Genomic DNA, 16,730 nt, shown 5'->3' on the forward strand with positions numbered 1-16,730 from the left:
TCAGCGGAAGCGAAGCTGCTGGCCCAGCCCCATGCGCTTGGCCTTCTCGAGCATGGCCGCGCCCAGCGCAATGTCCGACAGCGAGAGGCCGCGGTGCCAGAAAAGGTTGGTCTCGTCCTCGCTCTCGCGCCCCGGCTTGAGCCCCGCGACGATCTGGCCCAGCTCGGCGTGCAGCGTCTCTTCGGAGAGCTTGCCGCTGTCGACATGCGCGCGCAGCGCACCCAGCGGGCCAGCCTTGGCCTGGCCCCAGTCGTCCATCACCATCTTGTCCATGATGTCGGTGAGCGAGAGCTCGACCGCGCTCATGGTGCCGTAGGGGATGACGCAGGCGCCCTTCTTGATCCACTCGGTCTTGAGCATGGGCGTGGGCTTCTCCAGGCGCGATGCCTCGACCACGATGTCGGCGCCGCGCACGCAGGACTCCCAGTCCTCGGTGATGGTGATCTTCGTGCCGAGGTCGCGCTCGAGCCGCGCGGCGAACTTCTCGCGGCTCTCCGGCCGGCGCGAGTGCACGCGGATCTCGTCGAAGTGGAAGATCGAATGCAGCAGCCGCACGTTCCAGTAGGAGGTGCCGCGTGCGCCGATGTGGCCGAGGATCTTCGAGTTCTTGCGCGCGAGGTGCTTGGCGCCGATGGCGGTGATCGCGCCGGTGCGCATGTCGGTGATGTCGGAGGCATCGATGATGGCCACCGGCACGCCGGTCTTCGGGTCGAAGAGATTGAGCAGCGCCAGCTCCGACGGCAGGCCGATCTCGTAGTTGCGGTAGAAGTCGCCCACCACCTTCACGCCCGCCACGCCGAGCGGCCGCACGTAGCCGCGCAGCACGTTGAAGTGGCCGGGGTAATCCTTCTCGGGCACCAGGTGCATGCGCGGCTCGATGGTGGTCTCGCCCCGCCCTTGCGCGAGCAGGCCGGCCTCGACGGCTGCGACGATCTCGGCGTCGGTCATGGCGAGTGCCTGGACGTCGAGGTGGTTCAGGTAGTGCAGGTAGATCTCTGACATGGGAGGGCTCACTTGATCATGGGCAGCTGAAGGGCGTGCTTCTTCGCCGTCGCGACGGCCTGTTCGTAGCCCGCGTCGGCATGGCGCATGACGCCGGTGGCCGGGTCGTTCCACAGCACGCGCGCGATGCGCTTTGCCGCGGCGTCGGTGCCGTCGCACACGATCACCACGCCCGAATGCTGGGAGTAGCCCATGCCGACGCCGCCGCCGTGGTGCAGGCTGACCCAGGTCGCGCCGCCTGCGGTATTGAGCAGCGCATTGAGCAGCGGCCAGTCGGACACGGCATCGGTGCCGTCCTTCATGGCCTCGGTCTCGCGGTTGGGGCTGGCGACGGAGCCGGTGTCGAGATGGTCGCGGCCGATGACGATCGGGCCCTTGAGCTCGCCCGACTTCACCATTTCGTTGAAGGCCAGGCCAGCCTTGTGGCGCTCCCCCAGGCCCAGCCAGCAGATGCGCGCCGGCAGGCCCTGGAACGAGATGCGCTCGCGCGCCATGTCCAGCCAGCGGTGCGTGTGCTTGTTGTCGGGGAAGAGCTCCTTGATCTTGGCGTCGGTCTTGTAGATGTCTTCCGGGTCGCCGGAGAGCGCGACCCAGCGGAAGGGACCCTTGCCCTCGCAGAAGAGCGGACGGATGTAGGCAGGCACGAAGCCGGGGAAGTCGAAGGCATTCTTCACGCCTTCGTCGAAGGCGACCTGGCGGATGTTGTTGCCGTAATCGACGGTGGGGATGCCCATGGCCTGGAAGTCGAGCATGGCCTGCACGTGCACGGCGCAGGACTTCGCGGCCTCGGCCTTCAGGCGTGCGTGCTGCGACGGGTCCTTCTGCGCGTCGATCCATTGCTCGACGCTCCAGCCGGCGGGCAGGTAGCCGTTGATCAGGTCGTGCGCGGAGGTCTGGTCGGTGACGAGGTCGGGCTTCAGTCCGCCGGCCTTGGCGCGCCTGACCAGCTCGGGCAGGATCTCGGCCGCGTTGCCGAGCAGCGCGATCGAGACCGCCTCTTTCGCGGCCGTGTGCTGCCGGATGAGCGCGATCGCGTCGTCGATGTCCTTGGCCTGCTTGTCGACATAGCGCGTGCGCAGGCGGAAGTCGATGCTCGACTGCTTGCATTCGATGTTGAGCGAGACCGCGCCCGCCAAGGTGGCGGCAAGCGGCTGCGCGCCGCCCATGCCGCCGAGGCCTGCGGTCAGGAACCACTTGCCTGCCAGGTCGTTGTCGTAGTGCTGCCGCCCGGCCTCGACGAAGGTCTCGAAGGTGCCTTGCACGATGCCCTGGCTGCCGATGTAGATCCAGCTGCCGGCAGTCATCTGGCCGTACATGAAGAGGCCCTTGCGGTCCAGCTCGTTGAAGTGCTCCCAGGTCGCCCACTTGGGCACGAGGTTGGAATTGGCGAGCAGCACGCGCGGCGCGTCGGGATGGGTCTTGAAGACGCCCACCGGCTTGCCCGACTGGATCAGCAGGGTCTCGTCGTCCTCGAGCGTCTTCAGCGAGGTGAGGATCTGGTCGAAGCATTCCCAGTTGCGCGCGGCGCGGCCGATGCCGCCGTAGACCACCAGGTCCTGCGGGCGCTCGGCGACCTCGGGGTCGAGATTGTTCTGCAGCATGCGGAACGGGGCCTCGGTGAGCCAGCTCTTGCAGCTGAGCTGGCTGCCGCGCGGCGCGCGGATCACGCGGGTCGGGTCGTGACGGGGATCGGTGGCGGTCTGGGCGACGAACTTGTCTGGAGCGTTCATGGCGGCTTGTCCTTTCGTTGGCGGGTTCAGGGGCGGCTGGGGAGGATGTCCAGCAGGGCGGCGGGCCAGTTGCTGCGGCGCGCCCACTGGCGCATGGCCTCGATATCGGGCGCGATGAAATGGTCCTGGTCGATGAAGGCGACGCGCTGGCGGATGGCGGCGAATTCGGCTTCGAGCAGTGCGGAGCTCTTCGGGCCTCTCTTGAGCTCGATGCCTTGCGCGGCGGCCATGGCCTCGATGCCCACGACCACCGCGGTGTTCTCCACCATCTCGGCCAGGCGGCGTGCGGCGAAGGTGGCCATCGACACATGGTCCTCCTGGTTGGCCGAAGTGGGGAGGCTGTCCACGCTGGCCGGATGGGCGAGCGACTTGTTCTCCGAGGCGAGCGATGCAGCCGTGACCTGCGCGATCATGAAGCCGGAGTTGACCCCGCCATCGCGCACCAGGAAGGGCGGCAGGCCCGACAGGCCGCTGTCGAGCAGCAGGGCCATGCGGCGCTCGCTGATGGCGCCGATCTCGGCCACGGCCAGCGCGATGATGTCGGCCGCGAAGGCCACGGGCTCGGCGTGGAAGTTGCCGCCGGAGATCACGTCGCCGTTGTCGAAGACCAGCGGGTTGTCGGAGGCCGCGTTGGCTTCGATGCGCAGCACGCGTGCCGCGTACGCCAGGTTGTCGAGGCAGGCGCCCATGACCTGCGGCACGCACCGGATGGAATACGGGTCCTGCACGCGGCCGCAGTCGGCATGCGAGGGGATGATCTCGCTGCCTTCGAGCAGCATGCGCACCGCGGCCGCGACGGCGATCTGCCCTGGCTGACCACGCGCGGCATGGATGCGCGCATCGAAGGGCTTGATCGAACCCTGGATCGCCTCGAGCGACAGTGCGCCCGCCATGAGGCCGGCGGCGAACACGTCCTCGGCACCGAACAGGCCGGCGAGCGCCAGCGCGGTCGACACCTGCGTGCCGTTGAGCAAGGCCAGGCCTTCCTTGGGGCCGAGCACGAAGGGCTCGAGGCCGATGCGCGAGAGCGCCTCCGCGCCGCCGATCACCGCGCCCTCGGGCGTCGTGACCTCACCCTCGCCGATCAGCACGCAGGCCAGGTGGGCGAGCGGCGCCAGGTCGCCCGAGGCGCCGACCGAGCCCTTGGACGGAATAAGAGGCAAGAGGCCGGCGTTGTGCAGCGCGATCAGCGCATCGACGATCTCCGGCGCGATGCCCGAGTGGCCGCGCGCCAGGCTCACGGCCTTGGTGGCGAGCACCAGGCGCACCACGCCGCCGGGCAGCGGCGCGCCGGTGCCCGCGCTGTGCGAGAGCACGAGGTTGCGTTGCAGCTCGGCGAGGCGCTCGTGCGGGATGATGGTCTGTGCAAGCTTGCCGAAGCCGGTGTTGATGCCGTAGACGACCTCGCCGGCCTCGACGATCTTGCGCACGGTCGCCTGCGCGTTCAGGAGGCCTGCGCGCGCCGCAGGGTCGAGGGCGAGCTGCACGCCACCGGCGTGCACGCGCCGAAGCGCGGCGAGCTCGACCTCGCCGGGCGTGAGCAGCAGCGGTGCGGTGGAGAGGGAGGCGTTGTCCATGCGTCGATCCTGTCTATACAAGTGGGTGCGTGCGAAGAGCAAAGGGGCAAAGGGCGAGGGGCGGTCCTGGCTCCGGCGACCTTCGCTCAGCCGAAGCTCGGGTTGCCGTCGGCGCGGAAGCGGCTGCCCAGCCGATAGCGCGAGGCCGGATGCAGGCAGCGCACCATGGTCACGGGGGTGCTGCGCGACCAGGTGCGCCGCGTCAGCAGGAGGCAGGGGTCGCTGGACGGCATGTCGAGCCGCTCGGCCTGCTCGGGCGTGGGCAGCACGGCGTCGACCACGTGCTCGATCTGGTCGAAGGGCACGTTGCGCACCAGGTACTCGCTGGGCGACGTGGCCGAGAAATCCTGCTCGAGGAAGGCCGGCACCATGCGCGGATTGACGTGGCGGTCTTCCAGCTGCACGGGCAGGTTGTTCTCCAGGTGCAGGCACACGGTGTGGAACACCGACTCGCCAGGCCGCAGGTCCAGCCACACGGCCACGTCGGGCGCGGCGGCGATGCGCTCGGCCACGAGGAACTTGCAGCGGTAGTCGTGGCCGCGGGCGCGGATCTCGCTCGCGATGTTGGCGATCTGCAGCAGCGTGGACTGCGGCTTGTCCTCGGCCACGAAGCTCCCCACGCCGGCCACCCGCACGATGCGGCCCTGCTCCATCAGCTCGCGCAACGCGCGGTTGACCGTCATGCGCGCCACGCCGAACTTCGCCACCAGTTCGCTTTCCGAAGGCAGGCGATGGCCGGCAGGCCAGGAGCCGTCCTGGATCTTGTGGGTGATGAAGGACTTGACCTGCTCGTACAGCGCGAGCGCGGGCTGCGGCGCGTGGGCCTTGCGGGCGGGGGAGGCGCGGGCGTCCGCTTTCATCTCAATGCTCCGCGGCCGCCATCGACTCCGCCCGGATTTCTTCGGTCAGGCGCGCCTTGATCTGCATGAACTCGGGCGAGGTCTTGATGGTGTAGTGGCGCGGGTGCGGGAAGTCGACCGCGATCTCGCTTTTGATCCGGCCCGGCCGCGCGCTGAACACAGCGACGCGGTTGGCCATGAAGATCGCCTCGTCGATGTCGTGGGTGACGAAGAGCACGGTCTTCTGCGCCGACTCCCAGATGCCCAGCAGCAGCTCCTGCATCAGCACGCGGGTCTGGTTGTCCAGCGCGCCGAAGGGCTCGTCCAGCAGCAGGATCTTGGGGTCGTTGGCGAGCGCGCGCGCGATTGCGGTGCGCTGCTGCATGCCGCCCGAGAGCTGCTTGGGGTAGTGGTTCTCGAAGCCGCGCAGGCCGACCTTGGCGATGAAGTAGTCGCTGCGCTCCTTCTGCTCGGCCTCGCCCATGCCGCGCTCGCGCAGGCCGAAGCGGATGTTCTGCGCGATGGTGAGCCAGGGGAAGAGCGTGTAGCTCTGGAACACCATGCCGCGGTCGGCGCCCGGCCCTTCGATGGGCTGGCCGTCGAGCAGCACGCGGCCTTCGCTCGGATGGTCCAGGCCGGCCACGATGCGCAGCAGCGTGGACTTGCCGCAGCCCGAGGGGCCGAGGACGGTGACGAAGTCGTTCTCGCGCACGTCGAAGTCGATGGGCAGCAGGGCCTGGGTGCGCTGGCCCCGGTTGCCGGTGAAGGTGCGGGACACGCCGCGGATCGAAAGCTGGCTTTGCATCACAGCGTGCTCCAGGCGAAGAGGCGCCGGTTGACGAACTTGAAGACGAAGTCAGAGACCAGCCCGATCACGCCGATGACGATGATCCCGAAGATGATCTGGCCGGTGTTGAGCAGCGCCTGGCTGTCGGTGATCATGTGGCCGATGCCGGACGACGAGCCGATCAGCTCGGCCACGATGACGTAGGTCCAGGCCCAGCCCAGCACCAGGCGCAGGGTCTCGGCGATGCCCGGCGCAGCGCCCGGAATCAGCACGCGCGCGACGATGCCGCGGCTGTTGGCGCCCAGCGTGTAGGCCGCCTCCACCAGGTCGCGGCGCGCGCCGCCCACGGTGACCGCCACCATCAGCGTGATCTGGAACACCGAGCCGATGAAGATCACCAGCAGCTTCTGCGCCTCGCCGATGCCGGCCCACAGAATGAGCAGCGGGATGAAGGCCGAGGCCGGCAGGTAGCGGCAGAAGGAGACGAAGGGCTCGAAGAATGCCTCGATGGGCTTGTAGGCACCCATCGCGATGCCCAGCGGCACCGCGACGATGGTGGCAAGCACGAAGCCGCCGACCACGCGCCACACCGTCATGCCGATGTCGTGGATGAAGTTAAATTCGGTGAAGAGGCCGTAGCCCTCCTTCACCATCGTCACAGGGCTCGCGAGGAAGGTGGGCGGCACGTAGCCGCCGAGCGTGAACGCGGCCCAGACCGCGAAGAACAGGACGAAGAAGCCCAGTCCGAGCATCCAGCGCGTGCGCGGGCTGACGGGCTCGAGCGGCGCCATGCCGCGTCGGCGGCGGGGCGCCGCCGTGACCGGCATGGCGGCGGGTGCTGCAGGCGCAGTGGTGGGGACGGCGGTGGTCGCTTGCATGGCAGTGGCGCGGGCAAGTTGGTGCGCAGCGCTCTTACTTGATGAAGCTCGCGTCGAAGGTCGCCGAGAGATCCTCGGGCGCCTTGCGGATCACGCCGGCCTCGAGCAGGATCGGCACCGCCTCCTTCATGAACTGGGTGAGCTCGCCCGCGAAGAACTTCTGGTTGGCCGCCTTGTCCTGCCAGCGCAGGTAGGCCGAAGACTTGGCGAACTGTTCCCCGCTCTGCTTGACGGCCGAGCCCATCAGCTCGTTGGCCTTGGCCGGGTCGTTCTTGATCATCTCCAGCGCCTCGAAGTAGGAGTTGGTCAAGGCCTGCGCGGCCTTGGCGTTGGCCTTGAGCCAGGTGGGCGCGCAGCCGACGGTGTCCATCACCATCGGGTAGTCGAGCGTGGTGGCGAGGATCTTGCCGGCCTGCGGGTTGGCGCGCACGGTCGAAAGATAGGGCTCGTAGGTCATCGCGGCGTCGTTCTGGCCGGCGACGAAGGCCTGCGCCGCGGGCTGCGGCTCGAGCGAAACGGTCTTCACGTCCTTCAGCGTCATGCCGTTCTTGCTCAACATCCAGGCCAGGCCGAAAAACGGGGCGGTGCCGGGCGCGCTGACCCCGATGGTCTTGCCCTTGAGGTCGGCGAAGGACTTGATGTCGTTGCGCACCACGATGCCGTCGGCGCCGTAGGACTTGTCCATCTGGAAGATCTGCACGATGGGCACGCCGTTGGCGTTCCAGGCCACGTGCGTCTCGACGGTGGTGGCCGCGCACTGGATGGCGCCGGAGGCCAGGGCCAGGTGGCGGTCCTTCTGGGGGATCATCTTGATCTCCACGTCGAGACCGTTCTTCTTGAATATGCCGGCCTTGTCCGCCAGCGAGAGCGGGGCGAAGCCGGTCCAGCCGGACATGCCGAGGGCGATCTTGCTTTCCTGGGCGTGGACGCCGGCCGCCATGCCTGCGGCGCAGAGGCCGGCCGCGAGCAGCGAGGCGGTTTTGGCGAGGTTCTTGACCATCTGGGGTACTCCTGTTGGGTTCGTAAAAAGCCTGGCTCGCCATACGTGACACACGCGGCATTCAGGCATATGTTGCCGGCCCGCGATGCACCTGTATATACAGGCAAACCCCAAAATGGCACTTTTTCATGACTTCGAGGCGCTCAGGCCCGGTGCACGGGGCTTGTCGGGCAGCGTGCGCAGGCGCTGGCGGGTACTTGGCTAGCAAGGCGCGTGCCGCACCTGCGGCAGCGCCTCGCGCTGGGGGCCGCCGCTCGGCGGCTACGAGCCGATCCAGGCGCGGGATGAAGGCGTTCACCTGCGCCTAGGCGCGCGCGGCTCAGGCCGCGCTGCCGGGCGCAGTCAAACCAGCACTCTTGGCGGTTCTCGTCTTTCCACGTAGGAGCTCTTGCCGCTCTTGCTCCGCTCGCGCTCCGTCGCTCGCTGATAAAAGCGGTGGAACTGCGGCTCAATGGCGTTGCGCGCAGCATCGAGTTCGTCGGAAGGAATCCCAAATCCATCATGCCCCAATGCATCAGGGCGGCTGGGCTGCGATGGCACTTGTTCTGAAGGTCGAATGCTTCGGCCTCCCCTGCTTGCGTCGGGTCTGGGATTTTTTCCTCGACGTTCGCCTCTGGAGGGAATTCACGAGGTGTGAACTCTCCTCCCGGCGGGGCGGGCTTGAAGGAGCGAACAAGCGCCGCTCCCGACCCCAGCCCTTGGTGTGGGTATATTGCCGTAGTCCTGTGCAGCGGGGACGCGCAGTGCCAGGCGCTGTGGGGCCTACCGAAACTGATCTCATCGCAAGGCTCCTTCTTCAAGCCGACGAGCCGGAGAAAGACAAGGCTCCGGTTCCGGGTGGCGCAGTGTCGAGTGCGTCCCGCAACATGCCTTTCCACTCGTCCACCAAAGGAATCAGTTGCTCGGTGAGCACGGACGCGAGGTCGACGTCCTCGTCGAGCAAGGTCTGCAGGGGAATGTGGCAAGCCACCACCGGATGGTCGCTCTCGGGGTGCAGGCTGAAGGTGGGCAGGTAAAAGCTGGTGTTGCCGAGGTTGGCCTGCAGCAGCAGCTCGCGCATTGCGTTGCGGTCGATGTCGTCCTCGAGTTCGCCGAGGTCTGCGAGCAGGCGAATCTCGTCTCGTTCTTCCAGGTACTCGATGCCGACCAGCGTCTCGTCGACCTGCAGCAACCCGCGTTCCAGAAACTCGCCGGCGTCGCCGAGCTCCAGCTCCAGCTCCTCGCAAAGATCCTGTACCAGTTCGATATAGTTCTCTCGACTCATTGGGGCCTGTCTCCTTGCGAGGTCGAACAAGAAAAACTCGTCTCGCTGGTTGGTAACAGTCGTGTCTTGAGCAATCCGTCGGCAACCCTGAACTTTTGTGACGGCGGTTGAAGCAACAATCAGTTCGCTGCCAAATTCGGGCCGATCGGCCCCTTCGAATCCATTCACGCCTCATCGGTCTCATACCCGTGTCCGTCCTGCCGTCCTCATCCGCCGAACGCGAGCTGTCGCAAATCCTTCGCGACGTCTTCGGCTACACCGAATTCCGCGGCCATCAACAAGCGATCGTCGAGCACGTCACGGGCGGGGGCGACGCGCTGGTGCTGATGCCCACTGGCGGGGGCAAGTCGCTGTGCTATCAGATTCCCGCCATCGCGCGGCAGAGCGCAGGACGCGGCGTGACGATCGTCGTTTCGCCGCTGATTGCGCTGATGCACGACCAGGTAGGTGCGCTGCACGAGGCAGGCGTCGATGCCGCCTTTCTCAATTCCACGCTGGATTGGGAACAGACGCAGGATGTCGAGCGCCGCCTGCTGCGCGGCGAGATCACGTTGCTCTACGCAGCACCCGAGCGCGTGACGACGCCGCGATTCCTGTCGCAGCTCGACGGGCTGCACGAGCGGCGCCGGCTGTCGCTGTTTGCAATCGACGAGGCGCATTGCGTGAGCCAGTGGGGCCACGACTTCCGGCCCGAATACCGCGCGCTGACGGTGCTGCACGAGCGCTATGCCGGCGTACCGCGCATCGCGCTCACCGCCACCGCCGACGCGCTGACGCGCGCCGACATCGTGGAGCGGCTGCAGCTCGAGGAGGCGCGCCAGTTCGTCTCCAGCTTCGACCGGCCGAACATCCGCTACACGATCGTCGAGAAGAAAGACCCCACCACGCAGCTCTTGCGCTTCATCGAGCGCGAGCACGAGGGTGACGCTGGCGTGGTGTACTGCCAGTCGCGCAAACGTGTCGAGGACACGGCCCAGACCCTGCGCGACGCCGGGATCGAGGCCCTGCCCTACCACGCAGGGCTCGATGCCGCGGTGCGCCAGAAGCACCAGGATCGCTTCTTGCGCGACGAGGGCATCGTGATGGTGGCAACCATCGCCTTCGGCATGGGCATCGACAAGCCGGACGTTCGCTTCGTCGCCCACCTGGACATGCCGAAGAACATCGAGGGCTACTACCAGGAGACGGGCCGCGCGGGCCGCGACGGCGCGCCGGCCGATGCCTGGATGACCTACGGGCTGCAGGACGTGGTGAACCAGCGCCGCATGATCGACGAAAGCCCTGCCGGCGAGGAGTTCAAGCAGGTGATGCGCGGCAAGCTCGACGCCCTGCTCTCGCTGGCCGAGGCGAGCGACTGCCGGCGCGTGCGCCTCTTGAACTACTTCGGCGAGCAGAGCACGGCCTGCGGGAATTGCGACAACTGCCTGAACCCGCCACAGGTCTGGGACGGCACGGACGCGGCGCGCAAGCTGCTCTCGACCATCTACCGCGTGCAGCAGCAGAGCGGCATCAGCTTCGGCGCGGGCCACATCATGGACATCCTGCGCGGGAAGACGACGGAGAAGGTCACTCAGTTCGGCCATGCGCGGGTCAGCACCTTCGGCCTGGGCGCAGAGTTCAGCGAAGCGCAGCTGCGCGGCGTGATGCGCCAGCTGATCGCCACCGGAGCGCTGTCGGTCGACTCGCAGGCCTTCAACACACTGCAGCTCACCGAAGGCTCGCGCGCGGTGCTCAAGGGCGAGATGCCGGTGCTGCTGCGCGAGTCGGTGTCGTCACCGGCCGAGCGCAAGAAGTCGCGCCGCGACAAGCCGGCGCGCGGCGCGCCCTCGCCCGCTGCGGCCACGCTTGACACGGCCGGCCAGGTACGTTTCGCCGCGCTCAAGGCTTGGCGCAGCGAGGTGGCGCGCGAGCACAACCTGCCGGCCTACGTGATCTTCCACGACGCAACGCTGGCGGCCATAGCCGAGCGTGCCCCGGCCACGCTCGAAGACCTGCAAGGGCTGAGCGGAATCGGCAGCAAGAAGCTGGAGGCCTACGGGGCCGACGTGCTGCGAGTCTGCGCGGCGTTCTAGCCCGGCCAGCGCCCGGGGCGGAGCAGCCGGTTCTCGAGGATCGGAGAGCGCACCAGGTAGGGCACGCGCTCGGCTTCGGCCTTGCGCATGGCTATATCGGCCTTGCTGGCCGATGCTGGGGTGGGGCAAACGCCGCCCCCCAGAATGTGCAATGCCACTGCAAGCCGGGCTTCTTTCGGATCGCCAAGCTCGTGTTTGAAGTCGTCCACCACCGCACAGGTCGGCCTGAAGCCATCGCCGTAGTCGCCGAAGACCTTGTCGTTGACGCCTGGAACTGGATCGCATAGTGGATGGACTGGAATAGCTCCATCGTGGAGGTGAGCCAGTATTCGGCTGTCGCAATGTCTTCGTTGAAAAGCATGTAGCCGACATTCTTGCCGCCGCCGATGTCGAAGGCGTTCAGCGTCGGCACGGGGTCGCGAGTGATCGACGCCGACGCGAGCGTGAGGGTGCGCTCGGTGCCGTCGTTCGCCCGCAGCTAAAAGCTGTGACTCTCGCCTGCGCGCTGGGGCACGATCGCGGAATTGAGTGCGTCGACATCCGTCCCGTTCACGACATCGATGCCGTCGATCTCGATCAGTCGTCCACCGCGAGCCACAAGCGCCCGTGCCGCCGGAGAACCCGGCTCGGTGAAGCGACGCGGATGTCGCGCGGCGCCGAAGCGCTGATGAAGGCGAGCTGCATGCCATAGCCGATTTCGGTGCCGTTCTGCGAAAGTGCGCGCGCCTGCTCCGTGTTGGCGGTGAAATGGAAGCGGTCCTTGGGTTTGCCTGATGCAGTGAGCTTTGGTGTCTTCAGCACATTGAAGTAGGAGACTGGCGTGGCGTGGTCCTTCGCGAGCAGCGTCGTGGGCACCTCGTCGAACCAAAGGTGGGTCTCGTCGATCCATGCGCGCACCCAGTCTTTCTCGTTGGCCAGAGTCCCCTGGCGATCCAGGAAAGCGGCGTTGGTCGACGGGTCGATGCCGGCCCGCGGCGCGGCGCATTGGGCGGCGACTTCGGAGGACTTGACGATCTCTTGCCGAGCGTCCGGCGCGGAAGGCACCGCCGGCGTCTCGGGCATCGGCGACGGAGGGTTGGCGGGCAGCAGGGGCGCTGAGGGATCCAGTGGCGTCGAAGGCGGCGGAGGCACTGCCGGGTCCTCGGGCGAGGCCGGCACCGGCGCTGGATCGGAATTGCCGGGTGCGGCAGTCGTGGCGAGCGGCAGGAAGCCGGGCCCGCCGCCACCGCCACCTCCACATGCCGCCACAGCGACGATCCATGCCAGGCTGAGCGCGCATTGCGCCAACTTCTTGTCGAGAACTTTCCCCATGCTCCCCCCCGATGAGACTTCGCTGTCCATTTGCAGCCAGGGGATCCTAGGAATACTCAGGTCACAAAAGTTCTCGCGACCACAATTCTTCAGAATGTGGAGAAATCACGGTCCACCGGAGGACCTGCGATGGCTCGAGCAGATCTTCAGAAAAGAAGGCAGGGGCATCACCACCCTCGACGGGCGGTGACACCTGCGTGAGCGCCGCGTCAGGGCTGCGTCGCGCGCAGCGTGGCCACCAGCCGGTTTTCACGAACCGGCGATCGCATGAGATAGGGCGTGCCCTGCGCCTCTGTCTTGCGCAGCGCCAGCTCGGCCTTGCTCGACCCTGGCGCCGGGCACGCGCCGCTGCTGAGGAAGGTCAACGCCGCCGCGAGCCGCGCCTCGGCGGGGTCGCCCAATGCATGATCGAAGTCGTCGGCCACCACGCAGGTCGGCGCAAAGCCGTCGCCGTAGTCGCCGAATCCCTGGTTGTTGACGCCCTGGAACTGGATTGCAAAGTAGGTGGTGCCGCAGTTGTCCTGCGGCAGGAAGCCATAGGGCTTGCCGCAGGTGGCGCCGCCGATCAGGTTGACCGTGATCCCGACGCCGCGCAGGCTGTTGATCACCGACTCGCTCGCGGAGCAGGTGTCAGGGCCCGCGAGCACGGTGACGCGCGACAGGCCCAGGCGCGGCAGTCCCTGCCCTGCCGGCGTGGAGAAGCCGCGCGAAGTCACGTGGAAGGGCACGGTGGCCTGCGCGGGCGCCAGGCGAAACGGGTTCTTGCTGTTGAAGACCAGGCGCTCGAAGACGGCGCCGGTGGTGGCGCCCGCCGAGCTGACCATGGAAGCCAGCTCGCTCGCGACATCGAGCAGGCCACCGCCGTTGTAGCGCATGTCGATCACCAGGTCGACCACGCCTGCGCCCTGCAGCTGGTTCACGGCCGCGATCAGCGCCGCCTCCGCGGTCGCGAGATGGTCGTTGAATTGCATGTAGCCCACCGGCCCGCTCGCGGTGGCGATGGTCTTCACGTTCTGCACCGGAAGACGGGTCACGCGCGCCGCGGCCAGCGCGAGCGTGCGCTCGGTGCCGTCGGGCGCGCGCAGCCTGAAGCTATGGGTCTCCCCCTCGCGTGCAGGTGCAAGGCCCGCGTTGAGCGTGGGCGTGTCGGTGCCGTTGGCGACGTCGACGCCATCGATTTCCACGACGCGCGTGCCGCGCACGACGCCCGCCTGCGCCGCGGGCGAATTGGGCTCGGTGTAGGCCACGCGCACGTCGCGCGGCGGCGATGCGCTCAGGAAGGCCAGCTCCAGACCGTAACCCACAACCGTGCCGCCTTGCGACAGTGCGCGATAGGCGGCCGTGCCCTGCGTGAAGTGAAAGCGGTCCTTGGGTCGGCCGGAAGCGGTGAGCTGAGGCGTCTTGAGCACGCTGAACCAGGCGATCGGGCTGGTGTAGTCCTTCGACGCCAGCGTGGTCGGCACTTCGTCGAACCAGAGGTAGGTTTCGTCGATCCAGCCGCGCACCCAGCGCTTCTCGTCGGCGACGGTGCCGTCGCGGTCGGGGAAGGCGGCGCCGGTATCCGGGTCGATGCCTGTGCGCGGCGCGGCGCACAGGCCAGCGACGCTGGCAGAAGCGACGATGGCGTCGTCCTCGGCCGCCGCGGGCTCGGTCGGGCGCTGGGGTGCCGCGGCCAGCGGCACGAAGGCGCCGCCGCCTCCTCCGCCACCGCCCCCGCATGCCGTCAACGCAACGGCGGCCGCGCACACGGCCAGCAGTGCAGCCAGCCGCTGCAATCGAAGCTCCATGAAGAAATCCCCCTCCGCGCGCCGCGCGCGGCGCGACCATCGCAGTCTTAGTGAACGAAGCCCATGCCGCGCGATTCGCGTACCTCGGGCTTGATGCGGTGCTCGGCCTCCAGCTGATCCAGGAACTCGTCGGCCGAGAACGCGACCCCGAGGATATCGGTCTGGCGTTTGACGGCCGCGAAATCGCCGGGACATAGCTGCGGCAGCCTGGCCAGGCGCTGTTGCCGTTCGCTCGTCAGGCCGGCAGCATCGCCGCCCAGGGCCTCGATCAGGAACATGCGCTCGCGCTGCACCGGCGTTAGCGGCATGAACTTGATCTTGAAGGTGAAGCGCCGCAGCGCCGCCTGGTCGAGGCGGTCCAGCAGGTTGGTGGTGCAGACGAAGATGCCGTCGAAGCGCTCCATGCCCTGGAGCATTTCATTGACCTCGGTGACCTCGTAGGTGCGCTGTGCGCCGCGGCGGTCCTGCAGGAAGCTGTCGGCCTCGTCGAGCAGCAGGATCGCCTCTTCGGCCTCGGCCTCCTTGAACATGGCGGCCATGTTCTGCTCGGTCTCGCCCACGTACTTGCTCATCAGGTCGCTCGCCTGCTTGATGATCAGCGGCCGGCCGATGGCGCGCGCCATGTGCTCGGCCAGCGCCGTCTTGCCGGTGCCGGGCGCGCCGTAGAAGCACAGGGTGCCGTGGCCGCGCACCTTGAGCGCTTCGACAATGCGCGGAATCTCGAAGCGGCTCTCGACGTTGAGCATGTCGAGGTCGTAGGTGGTCACGCTGCGGCGCGCTCCCAGGCCGCCCTGCGTGCCGAGTGCCAGGTCGGCATTGCGAAGCTGACGTTCGATCAGGCTCTCGATGGAGGTCCCCTCCGACATGGCCAGCCCCGCGAAGCGCACCGCCGTGCGGATCTGGGCCGGCGTGAGGCCCTTGCGGGCGGCCAGTTTCGCGGCGAAAGCATCGGACACCGCCGCGCCCTCGAGCGTCTTGCGCACCAGTTGCTCGCGCGCACCGGGCGGCGGCGACTTGAGCTCGAGGTGATAGGCGAAGCGGCGCCGGAAGGCAGGGTCGATCTGCTCGATGCGGTTGGTCACCCAGATCGTGGGCACGGCGTTCGATTCGAGGATCTGGTTGACCCACGCCTTGCCGCTCACGCTGCCGCTGGCGGATGCGGGAATCTGCTCGGCGCGCGCCATGAGCTGGGCCGCCTCGGTGCTGATCGGCGGGAACACGTCCTCGACCTCGTCGAAGAGCAACGCCGCCTGCGCGCTCCCCTTGAGGAAGACCTGCGCGATCTGCAGCGAGCGGTAGCGGTCGCGGCCCGAGAGCGAATTGCCGTCGCGGTCGGCGTACTCGACCTCGAAGAGCTCCAGGCCCGCGGCCTGCGCCACGACCTTCGCGAGCTCGGTCTTGCCGGTGCCGGGCGGGCCGTAGAGCAGCACGTTGACGCCCGGCTCCTTGCGCGCCACCGCGGCAGAGAGCAGGGTGATGAGCATCTGCGCGTCTTCCTGGACGAAGCTGAAGTCCTGCACGACGAGCGCGCTCTTGGCGGAGGGCCGCGTGAACACGGCCATCAGCTCGTTGTGGTCGCGGTATTCGCGCATCAGCACCGGCGGCAGCTTCTCGCTGACCTTCATGAGGTCGGCCAGGTCGGTGATGTTGTGCTCGGAGATCAGGTTCTCGACCAGGCCGATTCGCTCCAGCCGCGAGCCGGCGCGCAGTGCCTCGCCCACATCGCTGGCATCGACGCCGGCCACCTCGGCGATCGCGGCGTAGGCCTCCGGCGCGTTGTTGACCTTGAACTCGACCAGGAGGGAGCGCAGATCGCGCTGGTAGCGCGCGAGCGTGCCGTAGAGCAGGAGCGCGCGCTCGGCCTTGTTGAGCTGCAGCAGGCCCGCGAGCGCGTCGATGTTCTTCTCGACCAGGGTCGACTGCTTGCGCAGCGCATGGGTGAGCCAGTCGCGCGTGGCCGAGAGCACCGAGAGCAGATCCTTCGGCTGGTCCTTGGCGTACTCGTCGAGATAGAAGAAGAGAGTGCCTTCCTCGTAGGGGCCGCGCCACACGCCGTGGCGCTCCAGCAGCGTGCGGCCGTCGAAGTGCTCGACGCCTTTCCAGACTTCGTTGCCGGCGCAGCGCCGGCCCAGGAATTCGCGCAGGCGCTGCAGCACGGCCAGCGGCCACACCAGGTGGCGGCCGGTCAGCGAGAGCAGGCCGTTGAGGTCGCGGCGCACGTTGAAGCGCGGGCCCTGCTTGGCCGCGAGGGTGAGCACGAAGTGCGAGCACATGAGCTCGAGCACCGGCGCTTCCTTGAGTCCGGGCGACGGCAATGCATGACCGCGGGAAGCCGCAGCCACGACATCGGCACCGGAACGCTTGACCATCGAGCAACCTCCAGATAGGAGAACCAGAATCGGAAACTGATCGCGACCATAGCGCAGAGTTTTAGCTTCGGGAAGACTCGGGAACGGTAAAAACCCGCATGTTGCGATTCCGTC

General features: G+C 67.5%; 13 protein-coding genes. 1 reads left to right on the plus strand and 12 read right to left on the minus strand.

Features of this window, described 5'->3' with window-relative positions; translation table 11 throughout:
- From ACMGEZ_RS16835 to ACMGEZ_RS16870, 8 genes are all read right to left on the minus strand, one after another.
- Nucleotides 1-1,002, minus strand: coding sequence for an ornithine cyclodeaminase family protein (locus tag ACMGEZ_RS16835; protein WP_436823414.1), 1,002 nt, complete (start codon nucleotides 1,000-1,002; stop codon nucleotides 1-3).
- A gap of 8 nt (nucleotides 1,003-1,010) precedes the next feature.
- Nucleotides 1,011-2,732, minus strand: coding sequence for a urocanate hydratase (hutU, locus tag ACMGEZ_RS16840; protein WP_436823415.1), 1,722 nt, complete (start codon nucleotides 2,730-2,732; stop codon nucleotides 1,011-1,013).
- A 26-nt stretch (nucleotides 2,733-2,758) separates the two neighbouring features.
- The gene (hutH, locus tag ACMGEZ_RS16845) at nucleotides 2,759-4,309 is read right to left on the minus strand and encodes a histidine ammonia-lyase (RefSeq protein ID WP_436823416.1); all 1,551 of its coding nucleotides are present in this window, start codon (nucleotides 4,307-4,309) and stop codon (nucleotides 2,759-2,761) included.
- A gap of 86 nt (nucleotides 4,310-4,395) precedes the next feature.
- Complete coding sequence (gene hutC, locus ACMGEZ_RS16850) at nucleotides 4,396-5,169, minus strand: histidine utilization transcriptional repressor HutC (RefSeq protein WP_436823417.1); 774 nt, start codon at nucleotides 5,167-5,169, stop codon at nucleotides 4,396-4,398.
- A 1-nt stretch (nucleotide 5,170) separates the two neighbouring features.
- Nucleotides 5,171-5,953, minus strand: a complete 783-nt coding sequence (locus ACMGEZ_RS16855; protein ID WP_436823418.1) for an ABC transporter ATP-binding protein — start codon at nucleotides 5,951-5,953, stop codon at nucleotides 5,171-5,173.
- A complete protein-coding gene (locus tag ACMGEZ_RS16860; RefSeq protein WP_436823419.1) occupies nucleotides 5,953-6,813 on the minus strand; it encodes an ABC transporter permease in 861 nt (286 codons plus the stop codon). Before ACMGEZ_RS16860 ends, ACMGEZ_RS16855 begins: the two co-directional genes overlap by 1 nt.
- Before the next feature lie 34 nt (nucleotides 6,814-6,847).
- A complete protein-coding gene (locus tag ACMGEZ_RS16865; RefSeq protein ID WP_436823420.1) occupies nucleotides 6,848-7,813 on the minus strand; it encodes an ABC transporter substrate-binding protein in 966 nt (321 codons plus the stop codon).
- A gap of 796 nt (nucleotides 7,814-8,609) precedes the next feature.
- Entirely contained in the window at nucleotides 8,610-9,245 is a 636-nt protein-coding gene (locus tag ACMGEZ_RS16870) for a CesT family type III secretion system chaperone (protein WP_436823421.1), read from the minus strand.
- A gap of 20 nt (nucleotides 9,246-9,265) precedes the next feature.
- Here ACMGEZ_RS16870 and recQ point away from each other — a divergent pair, with 20 nt between their 5' ends.
- Nucleotides 9,266-11,149 carry a DNA helicase RecQ gene (gene recQ / locus ACMGEZ_RS16875; protein ID WP_436823422.1) on the plus strand — a complete coding sequence of 628 codons (1,884 nt, stop codon included), beginning with the start codon at nucleotides 9,266-9,268 and terminating at the stop codon, nucleotides 11,147-11,149.
- 91 nt (nucleotides 11,150-11,240) lie between these two features.
- Here the strand turns inward: recQ and ACMGEZ_RS16880 are convergent, their stop codons facing one another.
- The 4 genes from ACMGEZ_RS16880 to ACMGEZ_RS16895 form a co-directional block, all read right to left on the minus strand.
- Complete coding sequence (locus ACMGEZ_RS16880) at nucleotides 11,241-11,561, minus strand: hypothetical protein (protein ID WP_436823423.1); 321 nt, start codon at nucleotides 11,559-11,561, stop codon at nucleotides 11,241-11,243.
- A 164-nt stretch (nucleotides 11,562-11,725) separates the two neighbouring features.
- Nucleotides 11,726-12,460 carry a hypothetical protein gene (locus tag ACMGEZ_RS16885; protein ID WP_436823424.1) on the minus strand — a complete coding sequence of 245 codons (735 nt, stop codon included), beginning with the start codon at nucleotides 12,458-12,460 and terminating at the stop codon, nucleotides 11,726-11,728.
- 209 nt (nucleotides 12,461-12,669) lie between these two features.
- Nucleotides 12,670-14,247 carry a S41 family peptidase gene (locus ACMGEZ_RS16890; RefSeq protein WP_436823425.1) on the minus strand — a complete coding sequence of 526 codons (1,578 nt, stop codon included), beginning with the start codon at nucleotides 14,245-14,247 and terminating at the stop codon, nucleotides 12,670-12,672.
- 47 nt (nucleotides 14,248-14,294) lie between these two features.
- Nucleotides 14,295-16,616 carry an ATP-binding protein gene (locus ACMGEZ_RS16895; protein WP_436823426.1) on the minus strand — a complete coding sequence of 774 codons (2,322 nt, stop codon included), beginning with the start codon at nucleotides 16,614-16,616 and terminating at the stop codon, nucleotides 14,295-14,297.
- Nucleotides 16,617-16,730 lie beyond the last annotated feature (114 nt).

The organism is Variovorax stachyos (assembly GCF_051400855.1).
GTDB lineage: Bacteria > Pseudomonadota > Gammaproteobacteria > Burkholderiales > Burkholderiaceae_C > Variovorax.

What these genes read in the sequence shown, in the direction of transcription:
- ACMGEZ_RS16860 (WP_436823419.1), bottom strand. Translation starts at nt 6,813, where the DNA reads ATGCAAGCGACCACCGCCGTCCCCACCACTGCGCCTGCAGCACCCGCC.
- ACMGEZ_RS16885 (WP_436823424.1), bottom strand. Translation starts at nt 12,460, where the DNA reads ATGGGGAAAGTTCTCGACAAGAAGTTGGCGCAATGCGCGCTCAGCCTG.
- ACMGEZ_RS16835 (WP_436823414.1), bottom strand. Translation starts at nt 1,002, where the DNA reads ATGTCAGAGATCTACCTGCACTACCTGAACCACCTCGACGTCCAGGCA.
- hutU (WP_436823415.1), bottom strand. Translation starts at nt 2,732, where the DNA reads ATGAACGCTCCAGACAAGTTCGTCGCCCAGACCGCCACCGATCCCCGT.
- ACMGEZ_RS16890 (WP_436823425.1), bottom strand. Translation starts at nt 14,247, where the DNA reads ATGGAGCTTCGATTGCAGCGGCTGGCTGCACTGCTGGCCGTGTGCGCG.
- hutH (WP_436823416.1), bottom strand. Translation starts at nt 4,309, where the DNA reads ATGGACAACGCCTCCCTCTCCACCGCACCGCTGCTGCTCACGCCCGGC.
- ACMGEZ_RS16855 (WP_436823418.1), bottom strand. Translation starts at nt 5,953, where the DNA reads ATGCAAAGCCAGCTTTCGATCCGCGGCGTGTCCCGCACCTTCACCGGC.
- hutC (WP_436823417.1), bottom strand. Translation starts at nt 5,169, where the DNA reads ATGAAAGCGGACGCCCGCGCCTCCCCCGCCCGCAAGGCCCACGCGCCG.
- ACMGEZ_RS16865 (WP_436823420.1), bottom strand. Translation starts at nt 7,813, where the DNA reads ATGGTCAAGAACCTCGCCAAAACCGCCTCGCTGCTCGCGGCCGGCCTC.
- ACMGEZ_RS16895 (WP_436823426.1), bottom strand. Translation starts at nt 16,616, where the DNA reads ATGGTCAAGCGTTCCGGTGCCGATGTCGTGGCTGCGGCTTCCCGCGGT.